The following is a 17,252-nucleotide window of genomic DNA, read 5'->3' on the forward strand; positions in this document are numbered from 1 at the left end:
AATTTTATAAACCTATTATATTACTTATTTATCTATATGTAAAATTTATTATAATTATCCCATTGATTCATAATACTAATACTTGAAATTATATTTTATATATTTACAAACAATATCCGTATTTCCTGACTAAATAGCTTTTATTATTATATCCGGTAAAATTTTCATTGACATTTAGGCTTGCCAAATGATATATTTAGGTATACCTAAATATAAAATAGTATAACCTAAGGAGAATATATGACTACAAGTATAGAAGATTATTTAAAAGGCATTTACCTGCTGAAGGAAAATAATAAGCTGAATAATAAAAATTTAGCCGAGCATCTGAAAATTTCCGCTGCCTCTGTCAGTGAAATGATAAAAAAGCTTGCTAAAGAAGGATACATAATCATTGAAAACAAAGATATAATACTGACTGAAAAGGGCAACAGACTGGCAGTAGAGGTAATAAGAAAGCACAGAATATGGGAAGTTTTTCTTGTACAGGTACTGAATTTCAAAAAAGATGATATACATGAAGAGGCTGAAAAGCTGGAACACGCTACCAGCTGGAAGGTTTTGCAGAAGCTGGAAAAATTTCTTTCATATCCGAAAGAATCTCCTCACGGCAAGCCTATCATATATGATAATGAATATCTGAAGCTGGAGGATATAGTCAAACTCTCGGAAGTCGAGGTAAATGATAAAATAGTAATATTTAAAATCAAAAATGATGCTGATCTGGAAAATTATTTGAAAGATATGCATATAAATATAAAAGACATCTACGAAGTAAAAAAAATAGATCCCTTTAACGGACCTATATATTTAAAAAATAATTCCGATACTAAGGCTGTTGCATTAGATGCAGCCAAATTAATAGATATATATAAAATAGTATAAATTATAGAAAAGGTGTGATGTCCATGAAAGAAAAACTAAAATATTTCGGATTTATTTTTGGATTTATTTTATGTATTACAATTCTTGTTTCCTGCAGTAAATCTGAAAATACAGCTGCTGACAGCCAAAAATTAAAAATAACGACAACTACCACTATGCTGAAAGATCTTATTCAGACAATCGGCGGAGATAAAGTCGAGGTAATAAATCTAATGGGCGAAGGCGTAGACCCCCATTTATATAATGCAAGTGCCGGTGATGTGGAAAAGCTTGCCAATGCTGATGTAATAATATACGGCGGCTTACATTTGGAAGGTAAAATGAGTGATGTTTTCGGAAAACTTGAAAACAGCGGAAAAGATGTTTTAGATGTAGGAAACACTTTAGATAAAAATCTTCTTATATTTCAGGAAGAAAATATTCCTGATCCCCATGTATGGTTTGATACAAATTTATGGATTTTGGAAGCAGAAGCTGTTGCTGCGAAATTATCGGATATTGATCCTGAAAATAAAGATTATTATATGTCTAATTTAGAAAGCTACAAAAAGGAGCTCAGCGATCTGACAGAATATGTAATCCGGAGAATAAACGAAATCCCCGAATCACAAAGAATTTTAGTTACTGCACATGATGCCTTCGGTTATTTTGCCAAGCAATTCAGGCTTGAAGTCCGCTCTATTCAGGGAATCAGCACTGATTCAGAAGCAGGAACAAAAGACATAAGCGAGCTTGCAGACTTTATTGCCGAAAAAAAAATTAAAGCAGTCTTTATAGAATCTTCTGTTCCGAGAAAAACTATAGAATCACTGCAGGAAGCAGTAAAGGCCAGAGGCTGGGATGTAAAAATCGGCGGTGAACTTTATTCCGACTCTCTCGGAGATAAAGAACACAACACCAATACATATATTAAAACTGTCAAAAAGAATGTGGACGTAATTGTAGAAGCACTAAAATAAAAAAGCAGCAGTCAGGAAGTGATGTACCATGAGAAATAATACAGCTGTCAGTATAAACGATCTGACAGTAGCTTATGACGATAAACCCGTTTTATGGGATATTGATCTGGACATAAAAAAAGGAACCTTAATGGCAATAGTCGGACCAAACGGCGCCGGTAAGTCTACGCTTATAAAAGCTATGCTGAATCTGATAAAGCCAATTACAGGCTGTATCAGCTTTTTCGGAAGCAGTTATAAAAAGGAAAGATCAAAAATTGCTTATGTTCCTCAGAGAGGAAGTGTCGACTGGGATTTTCCTACTACTGCTCTGGATGTTGTGGAAATGGGAAGATACGGTAAAATCGGATGGATAAAAAGAGTAGGAAAATCAGACAGAAAAATTGCTGTGGATGCTATCAAAAAAGTAGGAATGGAAGGCTTTGAGAAAAGACAGATAAGCCAGCTTTCCGGCGGGCAGCAGCAGAGAATTTTTTTAGCAAGAGCATTGGTTCAGGATGCGGAAATCTATTTTATGGATGAGCCCTTTCAAGGTGTGGATGCCAAAACGGAAAAATCTATTATAAATATTTTAAAAAAATTAAGAGATAAAGGAAAGACTGTTATTGTAGTACATCATGATCTTCAGACTGTAGAAGAATATTTTGATTATATTGCCTTTATAAATGTAGCAGTAATTTCCTCCGGTAAAGTAAAAGAAATATTTAACAGGGAAAATATAGAAAAAACATATAAAAACCGGAGTTTTACAGATTTCTCCCTGTTTGGGAGTGATTAATATGGAAAATATTATTTTTTTGCTGAATGATCATACTTTTCGAATAGTTGCACTGGGGTGTACAATACTGGGAGTATGCTGCGGAATTCTGGGAAGCTTTGCATTCCTCAGAAAACAGAGCCTTCTCGGTGATGCAGTAGCACACGCCTCACTTCCCGGAGTATGTATTGCATTCTTACTTACGAATACTAAAAATACTGAATATTTACTGGGCGGTGCACTTATTTCAGGTATTATCTGCATATTATTAATTCATATTATTCAAAAATATACAAAAATAAAATTTGACAGTATTCTGGCCTTTATCCTGTCTTCTTTTTTCGGATTCGGTCTGGTTCTTCTTTCATACTTAAATAAACTTCCGGGTGCCAACAAATCCGGACTGAATAAATTTATTTTCGGACAGGCTTCTACACTTTTGACAAAAGATGTAGTTTTAATATTCTGTGTTTCTGTAATTCTTATCGGACTGGTGATATTGTTCTGGAAAGAATTTAAAATAATATCTTTTGACCCTGAATATGCAGAAATTATCGGTTTTTCATCTAAAAATACAGGAACATTTTTATCGGTACTGATAGTGGTCTGTATAATTATAGGAATCCAGACTGTGGGAGTAATACTCATAAGCTCTATGCTTATTGCCCCAGCCGCCGCTGCAAGACAGTGGACGCAGAAATTATCTGTTATGGTGCTACTGGCTGGTTTTTTCGGAGGATTATCCAGTATTACCGGCACAATTATAAGCTCCAGCTTTGAAAAATTACCTACCGGTCCTGTTATAGCAGTTATTGTCTCATTACTGGTTTTTATCAGCATATTATTTTCTCCGGTCAGAGGAATCATTTTCACTAAACATCTGCTGCGGAATAAAAGAAAAAAATTTGAACACAGGGGAGGGAAAGCTCTTGGAAATAAATATTGAAATACTGCTGACTGCTGTTGTAGTTTCCAGTGCCTGTGCATTATTAGGCGTTTTTCTGGTTTTGAAAAGCATGGCTATGATATCGGATGCCATAACCCATACTATACTTCTCGGAATAGTTATTGCATTTTTTATTGTCCATGATCTGAATTCTCCTTTTTTAATAATCGGGGCATCAATAACCGGTGTAATAACTGTATATCTCATAGATACTCTGAATTCTACAAAGCTTGTAAAGGAAGATTCGGCAATCGGGATTATATTCCCGTTCTTATTCAGCATAGCTGTTATTCTTATATCCAGATTTGCAGGAAACATACATCTGGATATAGATTCTGTTTTACTGGGAGAGCTGGCTTTCGTCCCGTTTAACAGGATAGATGTTCTGGGCTACAGTATACCGAAAGGACTGCTGTCCACATCTGTAATATTAATTATAAACCTGTGTTTTATTACCATATTTTTCAAAGAGTTAAAGCTTGTGACCTTTGATAAAATTCTGGCCGCAGGATTAGGATTTTATCCGGTTGCTTTGAACTATATATTTATAACACTTGTATCTGTCACTGTAGTAGGTTCTTTTGAAACCGCCGGTTCTGTTTTAATCATAGCCTTTATGATAGGCCCTGCTGTTACTGCCTATCTTCTGTGTGACAGACTGCATACCATGATACTGATAAGTATTTTTACCGGGATTTTATCGTCATTTTTAGGATTTTATATCTCAATGTATTTTGATGTTTCTATAGCAGGTACCATAGCTGCAGTCATAGGAATAATATTTCTGCTTGTACTGTCTTTCTCTCCTAAAAAAGGTATAATAATGAATATTCTTAATAAAAGAAAGCAAAAAATAAAATTTGCAGTTATTTCTATGCTGATTCATCTGCATAACCATAAAAATAGAGATGAAAAAGAAGAATGTGATATTAAAACTATTGAAAATCATCTGAACTGGGATAAAAAATTTCTTCAGAAAATCATAGAAAAAGTTCTAAGTGATAAATATGCTGTTATTGAAAGAGATATACTCAAAATTACTAATAAAGGTGCTGCCTATCTAAGTTTTTTAGATAAATAATTCCTTTCTCAAGAAATCCGGATATTAGTTCACTGATACCCGGATTCTCCTCTCTTTCTTAATATGTAAATCTATACAAAAAAAAGAGGCTTTTTGTTGCTGACCTCTTTTGATCTGCCGGTTTCCCGAAATTTTCTGTACACCTTTATTAAATTATTTAAAAACGGACCAAAACCTTGAATTCCACGTTTTTTAATTTTTCAATTTACTGTAATTCCATGACTATACAATCTGAAATTTCTCTCCTTCATATATTCTTCAGTATTTACTCCTTCGTGTTTCTCCTGCTGTATTTTTAATTGGGCTGTAACTGTTCCAATATAAAGTTTTTTATCCATGTACATATTTTCCTACAATTATCTACATCTATTAATTCCAGCCATTCCTTTATTCCCAAAAGAGCTTCTCTTAATTTGGCTTTTTCTTCGGATAATTTCATACCGAACTGTTCTGCCAGCGATATTTTCATTGCTTCTGTAGATATATCATCTAACTCTTCATAAATTTTCTCCTCAATTATGGAAAATACATAATTTTCTATTGATTCAGCAAGTCTTAGACTTTCCTGATTATCAAGCTTATATTTCTTAGTTACGCCATCTATATTTTTTGCTGTTAAATCTAACATTCTTTTTACCAAAGCATTACTTAAAACTTCTTTTCTGTTCCATAACTTCAATACATCTTTTTTTACGTCCATCAAAGCTTTTTGTTCATTTGTCATCGTAATCACTTCCATTCTAGTATATATTGATTTTATTGAGCTGTTACACTAACATGTTAATATATAAAAGATTTTTCAGATTAAATTTACACAACATTCCATACTTAATATTACATAAGGTCTCCTTTTTACCATTTTACACCTTACTCAGCCATTTGTCAAACAAAATTACAACGATAATTTTTAATGTTGTAATATTGCATACACTTTTATATATTAAACTTTATTCCCAAAATATTTTATTATTTTTTTATAATATTTTGTATTTTTTCATTTTTAAGGTTATAATAAAAATATCATATTATTTTACAAGGGGTGTTTCATATATGAAGATAGAGACAGAAAAATTAAAAAAACTTGGTAAAACTTTAAAAGAACTCCGAATACAAAATAATCTGTCTTTTAGAGAAGTTGATAAACTTACCGGTGTGGGTATCTCCACAATAAGCCGGCTTGAGGAAGCTAAAGGACACAGAATTAATACTTTGATTCTGAATAAACTTGCCAAAGTGTATAATGTTAACCCTGTTTCGCTCCTTATGATCATTGATTATGTCAAAGAAAATGACATAAAGCAATATCTTGATATTACTGAAAGTGAAGCCAGTTCGATAAATAATAATGAAATAGAAATTCTGAATGAAAATAACAGCTCGTACTATCCGAAAAGATTTATGAAGCTGCCTGATATCACTAAATGCAAAGCTGTTAAAATCAATAACCGGATCTTTCTATATGATGATTCCTGTCCGGATAATAATGATCTCGGTCTTTTTCGCATTAATGATAAAATTACTGTGGCTTTTTACTACTTTTTAGATGATACTGTTACTTTCAAGGATTTTTTTACCGACTTTATTTTTATGAGAAAAAAAGATTCATTTTCAATAATTGGAAAAATTAAAAGCATTGTAGATATTTCTCTGATGTAATAATCAGTACTCTTTTAAAATGTGAAAGGGCAGACAGGAGACGTAAAATCTCCTATCTTTCATGTAACAAACATGCTAAATACCCTTTTTTAAAATACTTATATTTAATTCTTTCCAGTTCTCTTATCAGATCGTCCTCTTTTAGTTCCAATATTTCTTTACTGCCTGTTTCAATACTTTCCAGTAAGTCGTACAATTCTCTTATTTCTTCTTCCAAATGTGAATGCTTCATCTATTTTGTCTATTTCCTAATTTATATAAAAGGTTTTTACCTGTTATTGTAATATATCAAATTAAAAAATTTTCCCTCCTTTCTTTATTAATTCGTAGTATAATTTTAATATTTTTTTCTTAGTATTTATTTTGTTATTCATTATATTTGTATATGAAAACTTAGATTCAAAAAAAGATAATAAAAAAGAGACTGTATTAAAACGTCTCTTTGACATTCAGGCTTCTTAAATATTGTATTTTCATGGATTTCACAATATTTTGCCGTCAAATTTTTATTTTAATACAGTCTCTTTTATGTTAATGAATAAAACAAAACTCAAAAATATCAGGATTCCATGATATTATATTCGTTATTATTAGATTTATTTTTTCCCTGATATTTTTAAATCTCTATGTTCTATCCGGCTTATATTTCATATTTTCAAGTTATAAGTTTTTTTAGGTATTACTTTCATCATTTAGAGTATCTGCTTAACAGTTTTTTCTGTTTTAATGGAATTTTCTTTCTGATGCTTTTTATATTTTACATTCTTTTTAGTAAATTTGCAATGTTTTTCATTATTTTATTTAAAATTATGCTGTTTAGTTAAGTTTATTAAGATGCTTTTTTATCTTATGATATGATAAAGCTGTTTCAATACATGCCATCAATTCATTTTCCGGTATTTCTTCGTTAATATCCAGAATAATTGCCCTGTTTTTAGAATAAGAAAATAAATCTCCAAACTGCATTTTAAAGTTCTCTACCAGAGTAGTCCGGCAGTTAAAGAATATTCCTATGTTATTTTGATCGAAAATATCAAGTCTGACAGGACTTCCGTGTTTTGTTGCATATGAAGGCTGATTCCATTTTAGTTCTTCTGTGATGCTTTCAGATCCGTACATTTTTTCTGCTGTGTCGTAAATCAGCTCTCTTATCTTCAGTAATGGCGTTCTGTATTTTTCTTCATAGCTTTCATATATAGTTAAAACATCGGGATTTTTTATTGGTCTCATTTTATCTCCTTTTTCTTTTCATTATACATTTTGGAATGTGACAGGTTGCTGTCATATTCAAATGTTTTTTTGAGATTATTACCAGAATATTTGGCTATTTCTTATATTATAGCATTTTATCGTTATATATGAAATTTTTGTGTCTAATGGATGATTTTTGAGATTTTTATGATATGTTTTTAGATATTAGTAAATGATCTGCTTATTTTTAGTAAGTCATGCTGAATATTCTATCATTTTACAAAAAATAATCAATAAAAATACAGAAGTTATATAAATTTATTAGATAATGTGACTAAATGATAAAATAAACAGCAATATTCAGTTAATTAGAATTACGGTATTTTTTTACGGCATCATAATAAGATTGCCAGCATAAAGCTCGCAGCCAGAATATATAGTATTATTATTTTTACTGCCACAAACGTTTTGCAAATGAAAAAAATACAATACAACATGTATACAGCAATTCTTTTTGTTCTTCAAATCATATTCTCTCCTTTCATTTGATTCTGATATTCTGTTTTTTGTTTAAGATTTATCTTTTTGGGAATTTACAGCTGCTCTATTTCTTTTTTATATTCGTGTTTTTATAATAATACGAATTGATTATGTAATAAAAAAATATTAATATTTAGTTTTATTTTTTGACATTATGTATAAATATTACGCCAAAATCAAGTATAAAACAATATCCTGTGGCTAAAAACAGGCTTTTTATGCTTAAAAAGACTAATTTTATATCCGAAATTAAATAGTCATATATTATTTTCTTTATATAAATTGAAGCTACCATTATATAAATTCAAAAATATAATATTATATTTCATTTTGAAGTTTTTTATTGAATTGGTTTTGGTGCCAGATAAGATTATGAGATTTTGTAGATTTTGAAGATTATGATATATATAAAAATCAGGGTGTTTCTCCCTGATCTTTTTATTTGCTGTTATTTACAGTTACTTGTTTTCTGTCCAGTTTAGGTTTGCTGTTTCTTCAAATTTTTCATGGTATGTTCATTTGGTATCAATCCTTTTGTTTGCCCTAAATGTAATATTAAAATGAAAGTCTCAGAATTTTATCATTACTTATATCCACCAACCAGAATATATATTTGATTTTTTTTTATCTAACTCTGTTAGATTATTTTGTGATGCTTATTTTTTAATAGATAAGGAGCTTACGCTCCTTATTCATATCTTATATATATCAAAATTTCTTATCCTATCTATTTTATTTAATTTCAATACATTAACTTTAAATTTACTTTCCTTACTATTTAAAAAGCACAATAAGTTATTATTTATATCTTACCAATTCTTCTTCTCTTATTGGGAAACTGGCTATTGTTCTTCCTACTTCGTCACTAAATTCTACTTCATAAGCTAAATTAGGCTTTGTATATATCATTACAATTACACCTGTATCCCCCTTTTTTATTTTGTAGTCTGGATAGTCTTTTGATACAATTATTGTATCGTATTCTTTAAACTTCATACTTTCTCCTTATTTTACATAAATTGTTGTCATTTCAGGTGTTGTTGAATCAGGTTTTATAATCCAGCCAGTTCTTACCGTAGCCGTATTCCCATTTGGTCCTGTTATTTGCATATCTACTGTGTATCTTTGTCCAAATTGATCACTTTTCCCTAGAACAGAATTTGAACTTGGCAGTTTTTGTTTTACTTGTGCTAATAAATCATCTGAATTTGATTGATTATATCCTAAAACGCTTTCAAATACTTTTGCTTTATTTTTACCAACAGGATGTTCACTATTTAAAGCATACTCTGTTAATTTTCTTGGATCAATTTTTGCATTTTCAGCATTCACTAATTTATTCACATTATTTTCAACCTTAGGAGTCCCATTGCTAACTATTTTTTTTGGAATCTCATCATCATTGACTGAATATTGTTTATAAGCATCTCCTTTAGGTATCTGATCATCACCTGATATTGTTGAAGTTCCATATTTATTCTTTATATCCTGAATTGTCTGTTGTGACGCTCCACCTTCAATTCTTCCGACTTCTGCTACCATGGCACTTCCTGCTTTTTCAACTTCACCTAACATTTTATTCTTATCAACTACCAATACTCCATCTTTATAACTTAATGCTGACTCCACTAATGATTTTCCTGTATAATACTCGTTATAAGTCATTTTGTTATAAACTATTTTGTTCATTTCTAGTTGATTCTGTTCTAACTCTTTCTCTATTTTCTTTTTTTCTTCTGATGTTTTGGAATTACTCAATTTATTAGCTAATTCGTTATTTATAGCTGATAGCCTCTCTAACTCAGCTTTTTCTTCCGGTGACTTTGAGTAATAATATTCATCAAAATTATTATATTTAATTTCTTTTCCTGATTCATCTCTTACTATTATAACTGTATTGGCTGGTAATCCATTTACTTCTACTTCTTTTTTTAAATCTGCAACCCCTTGCTTATTTTTTCTATCTATGTATTCATTATAACCCTGTTGTTCTTTTTTCGTCTGTTCCGTATAACTATACTGTTTCTTTAATTTTTCATCTTGTTCCTTTAATTTTTCTAGTTTGTTTTTTTTATTCTTATCCGTATTTAATCTTGTATTTTCTACTGTATTCCGTTTTAAACTTGTTTCTATATTTCCTATTACTTCAGTCCAATATGCCTCACATGCAAAACTTCCACATTTACTCTTTTCTTTCCTTGCTCTTTCAAGACCTAAATCGTCAACTGTGAGTCTCTCTACATCATATCCTTGATATTGATTATCTAGTTTATCCTTTCCTGTTATTAATATTCCTACATTCTCGCTATTATCCAGCCACTTTTCTATATCAAAGTCATTACTTTTTACCGTGTCTCCTAATATTTCTTCTAACCTCTTACCTGCTGAATTCGAATCTGTCTCATTATGTCCTTCTCTACCTCTTCTGTTATCATCAATGTGATTCGGCTCATGACCATATATTGAAGCTACACTTTCTCCTAAAGCTATTTGAGATACATCTAGTATAAATACATCTTTTTTCCCTTCACCTGACTGACTTCCATTTATATAACCTGATCCTGAACCATCTGCTACAATTATTACCTCAACATCTTTTCCTGTCATATACTTTATGTAATCTTTTGTCATCTGTTCTATTTCTGATGCGCTCTTACTATCCGGGTTTTTCATAAACTCCATCATTTGAGGATTTTTCTCTATATAATACTGAGCATATCTGTCTGTTCTGGCTTCTTCATAATTTAAATTATCTCTACCTACAGAATCTATTATATCTAATATTCCATGTTCTGCTTTTCTTACGTCTTCTGTAAACTGTTTTCTAGTACCGTCATTTAATAAATCTGTATGTAAATTTGTATCTATCTGCTCTACTATTTCATCTTTTGTTACCACTTGAGCTTTTGAAATGTCTGTATTTATTCCCAATTCCTCAAGATCAAGTTTTTTTCCTGCTTCCGTTACTTCTGAGTTTACGAATGTTGCATTACTGTTCTGTTCTTTATCATGACTTCCATACTGTACTCCTGTCTGCCCTATTGGATTATCATTATTTAATCCTATTCCTCCTACATTAACTCCTGCATTCTCTCCTCTGTTATAATCTTCAAGATTGGATACTACAACTTTGTTTGCATCTATACTTAATTTACTATCACTGTTAAGACTTCCTATTATAGAACCTACATTTGTTAATGTTCCATCTACTGATACAGTCCCTCCATTATTTGCTATTATACTAGTCTGATCACTTACCCATTTACTTTCTGCATTATTTTGGCTATAACTTAAGTTTCCTGTTACACTCCCTACCATTGTCTGGTTTGTTGTTGGATTTTTCTCACTATAACCTAAACCTGCTCCCCAATTTTTCCCTTCTGACTTAGATTCATCCTGTAAGGATATTATGCTTAAATCTCGTCCTATATCAAAATTTATTTTATCAGCTATTACATTAGCTCCTGCAAATAAAGCATCTTCTCTTGTTGTTAACTGGAATGTTCCACCAACATTTATTACTGTATTATCATAATATTTAGAATCTGTATTTGATTTTCCGCCTGATACATTTACTCCACCCGTCATTGTTCTCTGAGCAAAGTCATACCCTATATTTCCTCCTGATGAACTTGACTTTGTATTATTACTGTAAGTATTTTCCCCTGCTCTTGCTTCAAAATTTTTAGCATCTACAATAAAGTTTTCTCCTACATTAACTTTTTGATTTATCAGTCTTACATCACCATCTGATTCTATCACAAAGTTTTTTCCTACATTTATATTTCCTGCTACTGATGTTGTACTATTTGTATTTGACTCATAACTGCTCTGGCTAAAACTTAATGATGCATTTGCTGTTATTCCTGCCAAGGCATTTGCAGGATGTATTCCAGTTACCAGTTTATCGTAAATAGACTGCGCATCATTAAAAGCACTTACTCCGCTTCTAAATAAAGTAAAACCGTCTCCTGCTGAATTTATAAGTTCTGATGTATTTGTAGCACCGTATTTATCCTTGTCATTATACATATTATTTGCCTGATCTATGAAGCTTGTTACTGTAGAACCTACACTCACTGATAAACCAATACTTGTACTTTTCTGTTTTACTTTTTCTTCATATACTTCTTTGGCATCCAGAAGTTCTACCCCATTTACTCCCCTTATTACAAGATTCTCTCCAATATCAGCCTGCATTGCTTCTGTTCTTACTCTGTTTCCTGCATCTAATACTGTACTTCCTTCTGACATTAAGCTTGACACTGCTACTGTTGTGCTGTTTCTTTCATTCTCCAGACTGCTTTTGCTGTAACTTACTCCGGCTGATATACCACCGCCTCCTGTTGAAAAGCTTGAACTAAATCCACTTCTCTTTTCTGTCAAGGAGTATTCATTATTCATGTCATCTGTCGTAATATGTATATTATTTCCGGCTGTAACCAGTATATTGCCACCTGTATTCTCAAGACTATCTTTTACTGCTATTACATTTGATGCTTTTATATTTACATCATTCCCAGCATCCAGTATTACATTATTCCCTATTAATGTACTTCCTACTGCACTTTCCCTATAATCTGTCTCATATCTGTAATAGCTTGAAAATGTCCCCTTCTTCTCTTCCTTTTCCTCATGATACATTGTATTCTTATCATTTGATATATTTATGTTATTTTCTGCTGTTAACTGTACCGTCCCGTCTGATGCTACTGTACTTCCCTTTATATTTATATCATTCCCGGCATTCATTATTACATTATCAAGCCCTGTTACTTCCGAACCTAATTTCTGATTTACTTCTGTATATTGATAACCGTTCTTTATGCCTTCTCTTTCTGATTCTCTCAGATTTATTGTATTTATTGAAATATCTTTCTCTGCTTCTATATACGTTGTTCCCTCTGACTGTGTTACCGCTCCCCTCGATACATAGTTTTCTCCACTGATATATGTTGTATCTCCTGAGCTTATCACTCCTACATTCTGTATATTATCTGCTGTATAACTTCTTTCTTCCCCTCTTAATCTATCATGTTCTATTACCTGTACCCCAGTTGTTATATTGCTTATTGTTCCCCCTGCTGTTAATACAACATTTTCCTTAGCTGCTATCACAGCTCCTATATTCAGTATATCATTTTTTGCATCTATCTGTATATTTGTTCCTGTTATCTCTGCTGTTAATGCTCCCACACTCTTATTTATCAGATTATCTGTATTTACATATACTGTATTTCCTTCAAGTCTGCCCTGATTTACAAGACTGCTGCTGTTTATTGCAAGTGTTTCCTGTGCTGATATTGTTGTTGTAGGACTCTTTATATTCTCCAATGTTGCCTGACTTAAATATACCTGTGGTACTAATACCTTTTCCCCGTTTACTTCCTGTTCCACATACCAGATTATATCACTCTTCAATGCTGCTATCTGATCTCCTGTTAAAGCTATTCCTATTGTTAACTGCAAATCCCCGCTTGTTGCCACTGCATTATCAAGCATTTCTTTCATTAATTCTGTATCTGCTTTTCCATTTATAAATCTTGTTCCCAGTGTTTCCAAAAGAAGATTATTCATATATTTAGTTTCATAATATGCATCCCCTAATCTTCTTGCATTATTCCAGTCATTTGATTCATTATATCCTATTCTGCTTAAGAAATAATCACTTCCATAAAATCTTGATAAATCTATATATTGTGATCTTGTTTCCATTAAGTACTTTGATGAAGGATCTTTATTCTCCGAAAATAACTTACTTACAGAACTGTTAAATACTCCTGGATTAAATGGTATTGTCCCTGTTGTTATTATATCTATTACTGCTGTTCTGTCCACATGTACTGTTACAGGATCGTAATATAGATCTACATCTACATCTTTTGATGTTATTGTACTTGGGTCTACTACTGCTCCTGATTGAATAACATATCCGTTACTTATTACAGGGCTCCCCTCTATTATCACATTATTTCCTTCTATTACTGATACACTGTCCGCTATATTTACATCTCTTCCTGCTGTTTTTAAATCTCTTCTTACTCCCAGTGCTGCTCCTGTTCTTGTATCTCCATTTCCTGCTGTCCAGTGTAATTCCCATGTTTTTACCTGTTCTTCACCGTCATAAACTTTTATTGTGGAAGCTGTTGTTTCATTTTTTATTGTCTGAACCTTATCTGTTATTCTTAATGTACCTCCTGAACTTATTTTTGAATTCACATTTTCCAGTTCTATTACATCAAGTGTCAGATTTCCTCCTGACAATATTCTTCCGCCCTCTGTTACAAGTCTGCTTGTATCTATATATCCTGTTAGTACCTGTGTCATATAATTTTTTGTAGGATTAAGCTGGCTGCTTGTCAGATTCCCGTAATAAAGCTTATAGTCTAAATCATTATTTATGTCATCAAGTTCATCTTTAGGATTTATTCCCCAACCCTGCATATTTGATCTGCCTTCTGAAAATATCCATTCATTCAGTCTAGTTATCAAACTACTGTTTCCTGTCAGTGTATAAGTATCATCTAAGTTTCTCCATACATCATCATATATTATACGACCGTCCCATGTTTCCCAGTAAAGTCTGTATTGTCCTGATACTTCTCCGCTGTTTAAAAGCTTATTCCCGCTTAACAGTATATTTCCTCTGCTGTCTATTATCCCCTTTGTATTATCCAGTAAATTAAAGCCTGTTATATTAAGGGTACTCTGCCCTACTATCTCCCCGCCTGTATTATCTACATCACCTGTGGATATATTCAATTCATTATCACTGTATACTGATGCATCTTTATTTACAAACTTTGTTCCTTCTATATCAAGCTTATCAAGAAATACTATCAAATCCTTGTTTGTTATATTATTTCCTGATAATTTTCCTCTTTCTCCCTCTATCATGGAATTATTTAATATATTTCCTGTTGCCAGTAATTCCACATTACTTGCTGATATTGTTAAGTTATTCGTTATATCTCTTCCTGATAATCTTAATAACCCTGAACTTATTGTATTTCCGTTATTTGTTATGTCCACTCCAGATATTAATAAGTTATTTATTCCCTGTATTTTTCCTTCAAGAAGTAAATTCCCTGAAGATGTTAATGTTATATTATTTCCTCTTATTATCCCAGTATTATTATCATAAGAAAATACATTTTGTAAATTTACTATTGTTGATTCTATTGAACTTCTATTTACTATTGATGTATTATTTAAGTTTATACTGCCATTTGATGCCAGCTTTCCTGTATTAGTTAAACTCGTATTATTAGCTGTTATCACTTCTTCTGCTAATATCTGACCGCTGTTTATTAATACCGGTGTTGTTATTTCTATATTCTTTGAAGCTATTATCCCCTGATTATTTACATTACTGCTTCCTTTTAGTTTAGATGTCTCTACGACTGTTATCTTATTTGTATTCATGATATTTGTACTGTCTACATCTAAATTTACTGTTACTATTTCTCCTGTATTTGTAAAACTAAACCCTTTTGATACTATTTTATCTGATACCTTTAATGTACCTGTATTTGTTAAATCTTTTGTACTTACTAATCCTCCTACATTAATTACATTATAGTTTTCAAGGTTTGAAAATATTATAAAACTGCCGTTTGTATTTATTTGTCCGTGGTTTGCTGCATTTCCTGCTGTATCTATTCCTTCTCCTGTTGTTATCTTTCCTGTACTTTTATTTTCAAGGTTTTTTGTGACAAGTTTTTTATTTGTTATTATTTCTCCGTTATTATCTAAATTATCTGTGCTTATATTTCCTTCTACTGTAAGTTTTCCTGTATTCGCTGTATCTTTAGCTCTTAATTCTCCTGTAGTCTGAACACTTCCTGTATTATTGAGATTTTTTTCTATTTTTACATTGTCTTTTCCGTATAAAGTTCCCTGATTAACTGTATTCCCTTTTATATTAAGTTCTTTATCAGAAAGTATTCTTCCTGTATTTATTGTATCTTCTGAAACAGTTATATTCCCTTCACTTTGTATATCAGATCTATTAACCAGACTTTTCCCAACTCTTATTTCATTTTTTCCATATACTAAATTATCTGAATCAAGACTCCCTTTTATGTCTAAACCATTTTCTGATATTATCTGCCCTTTATTCTTTACATCTTTTCCTACAGTTACATTACCTGTTGAATAAAGATTACTATTATTATCCAGATTACCGCTTATTTCTATCTCTGATACCTGAGTTCCTATACCTTTTAATGTAGTTTTATCTGCTTCTATTGTTAATTTCCCCTCTGTATATACCGAACCTTCCTGAACAAATTCTTTTGCCTTTATTTCCATGGCTTCTTTAGCCTGTGTTTTATTTGTGACAATTGTTCCGTCAGCATTGATTTTCAACACACGTTCTGAAATGACGTCGCCTGCAACTCCAATATTTCCATTTACTCCTACTATCTTTATCTGATTTCCATAGATTGAACCGAATGCTGATGAAGATATCAAAAGCTCATTATTACTTACCCCCTGTTTTGTATAATCTCTAGTATGAGGATTATAGTCAAAGTCTCCTGCTGTCAGGTCTATATCTGCATCCTTTGCATATATCTGACCATCTATATACATCTGTCTTGATAACAGTGCTAAATATCTTACACCTTCTGCATTTATTCCTTCACGACCAATCTCTATCTTTCCACCTCTTATATTGAAAGGAAGAAGATCTCCGTTTCCGTCTAAGTCTACTCTTGATGTTGTAAATATTACTTTATCAAAATTTATGAAACCCGTATTATTTAAATAGAAACCATTCTGTGACGAAAAAATTATATCAGTTTTGTTTTCCGACATCACTTCTAACCAGTTTTCTATTTCTACTCTGTTATTTCCGCCTACTCTGTTTAATATTAATCTTGCTGCCTGTTCCTTCGTTAGGTTAGGATTAGCTGCCATCATTCCTGCAAGATAACTTCTTCCTACTCCCTGACCAAAGTTATTAAATACTGTAGGATCTTTTGTTCTGAACTCACTAAAATCATTAACACTAATTCCTTTATTATTAGGAGTATTAATATTAATGATGTTAGCACCATTTTGTGCTCTGTCTACACTTGTTTTCTGTGGTACATTTTTATCTACCTTTATATCTGCAAACAACATGCTGTTCAGCATTCCAAGCAGTAGCCCTACTACTACATTTCTTTTTACAATGTTATACCTTTTTCCTCTCTTCATAATCTCCTCACCTTTTTATTAAAATTTTATTCC

At 31.6% G+C, this 17,252-nt stretch carries 11 protein-coding genes; 6 read left to right on the forward strand and 5 right to left on the reverse strand.

Going from position 1 to position 17,252, the window contains the following annotated elements:
* Positions 1–240 precede the first annotated feature (240 nt).
* From STERM_RS16185 to STERM_RS16205, 5 genes are read left to right on the forward strand one after another with little or no spacing between them, the layout of a single operon-like run.
* The gene (locus tag STERM_RS16185; protein ID WP_012862704.1) at positions 241–885 is read left to right on the forward strand and encodes a metal-dependent transcriptional regulator; all 645 of its coding nucleotides are present in this window, start codon (positions 241–243) and stop codon (positions 883–885) included.
* Positions 886–902: 17 nt separating this feature from the next.
* Entirely contained in the window at positions 903–1,844 is a 942-nt protein-coding gene (locus STERM_RS16190; RefSeq protein ID WP_370452855.1) for a metal ABC transporter solute-binding protein, Zn/Mn family, read from the forward strand.
* Between the two features lie 28 nt (positions 1,845–1,872).
* On the forward strand, positions 1,873–2,622 hold the full coding sequence (locus STERM_RS16195; RefSeq protein ID WP_012862706.1) for a metal ABC transporter ATP-binding protein: 750 nt from the start codon (positions 1,873–1,875) through the stop codon (positions 2,620–2,622).
* Position 2,623: 1 nt separating this feature from the next.
* Positions 2,624–3,547, forward strand: a complete 924-nt coding sequence (locus STERM_RS16200) for a metal ABC transporter permease (protein ID WP_012862707.1) — start codon at positions 2,624–2,626, stop codon at positions 3,545–3,547.
* Entirely contained in the window at positions 3,531–4,628 is a 1,098-nt protein-coding gene (locus STERM_RS16205) for a metal ABC transporter permease (protein ID WP_012862708.1), read from the forward strand. Before STERM_RS16200 ends, STERM_RS16205 begins: the two co-directional genes overlap by 17 nt.
* Positions 4,629–4,923: 295 nt before the next feature.
* Here STERM_RS16205 and STERM_RS16210 read toward each other — a convergent pair whose 3' ends face one another.
* A complete protein-coding gene (locus tag STERM_RS16210) occupies positions 4,924–5,367 on the reverse strand; it encodes a hypothetical protein (protein ID WP_147289492.1) in 444 nt (147 codons plus the stop codon).
* Between the two features lie 311 nt (positions 5,368–5,678).
* On the opposite strand from STERM_RS16210, the gene STERM_RS16215 reads away from it, so the two are divergent.
* Positions 5,679–6,284: a helix-turn-helix domain-containing protein gene (locus STERM_RS16215; RefSeq protein ID WP_012862710.1), complete on the forward strand. Its 606-nt coding sequence runs from the start codon at positions 5,679–5,681 to the stop codon at positions 6,282–6,284.
* Positions 6,285–6,336: 52 nt separating this feature from the next.
* Here STERM_RS16215 and STERM_RS16220 read toward each other — a convergent pair whose 3' ends face one another.
* From STERM_RS16220 to STERM_RS16235, 4 genes are all read right to left on the reverse strand, one after another.
* Complete coding sequence (locus tag STERM_RS16220; RefSeq protein ID WP_012862711.1) at positions 6,337–6,516, reverse strand: hypothetical protein; 180 nt, start codon at positions 6,514–6,516, stop codon at positions 6,337–6,339.
* A 584-nt stretch (positions 6,517–7,100) separates the two neighbouring features.
* Positions 7,101–7,514, reverse strand: coding sequence for a DUF1801 domain-containing protein (locus STERM_RS16225; RefSeq protein ID WP_012862712.1), 414 nt, complete (start codon positions 7,512–7,514; stop codon positions 7,101–7,103).
* A 1,299-nt stretch (positions 7,515–8,813) separates the two neighbouring features.
* Positions 8,814–9,011, reverse strand: coding sequence for a DUF4926 domain-containing protein (locus STERM_RS16230; protein ID WP_012862713.1), 198 nt, complete (start codon positions 9,009–9,011; stop codon positions 8,814–8,816).
* Positions 9,012–9,020: 9 nt separating this feature from the next.
* Positions 9,021–17,219, reverse strand: a complete 8,199-nt coding sequence (locus tag STERM_RS16235; RefSeq protein ID WP_012862714.1) for a hemagglutinin repeat-containing protein — start codon at positions 17,217–17,219, stop codon at positions 9,021–9,023.
* Positions 17,220–17,252: the final 33 nt, after the last annotated feature.

The sequence above is a fragment of the Sebaldella termitidis ATCC 33386 genome (genome assembly GCF_000024405.1).
GTDB classification, from domain to species: domain Bacteria; phylum Fusobacteriota; class Fusobacteriia; order Fusobacteriales; family Leptotrichiaceae; genus Sebaldella; species Sebaldella termitidis.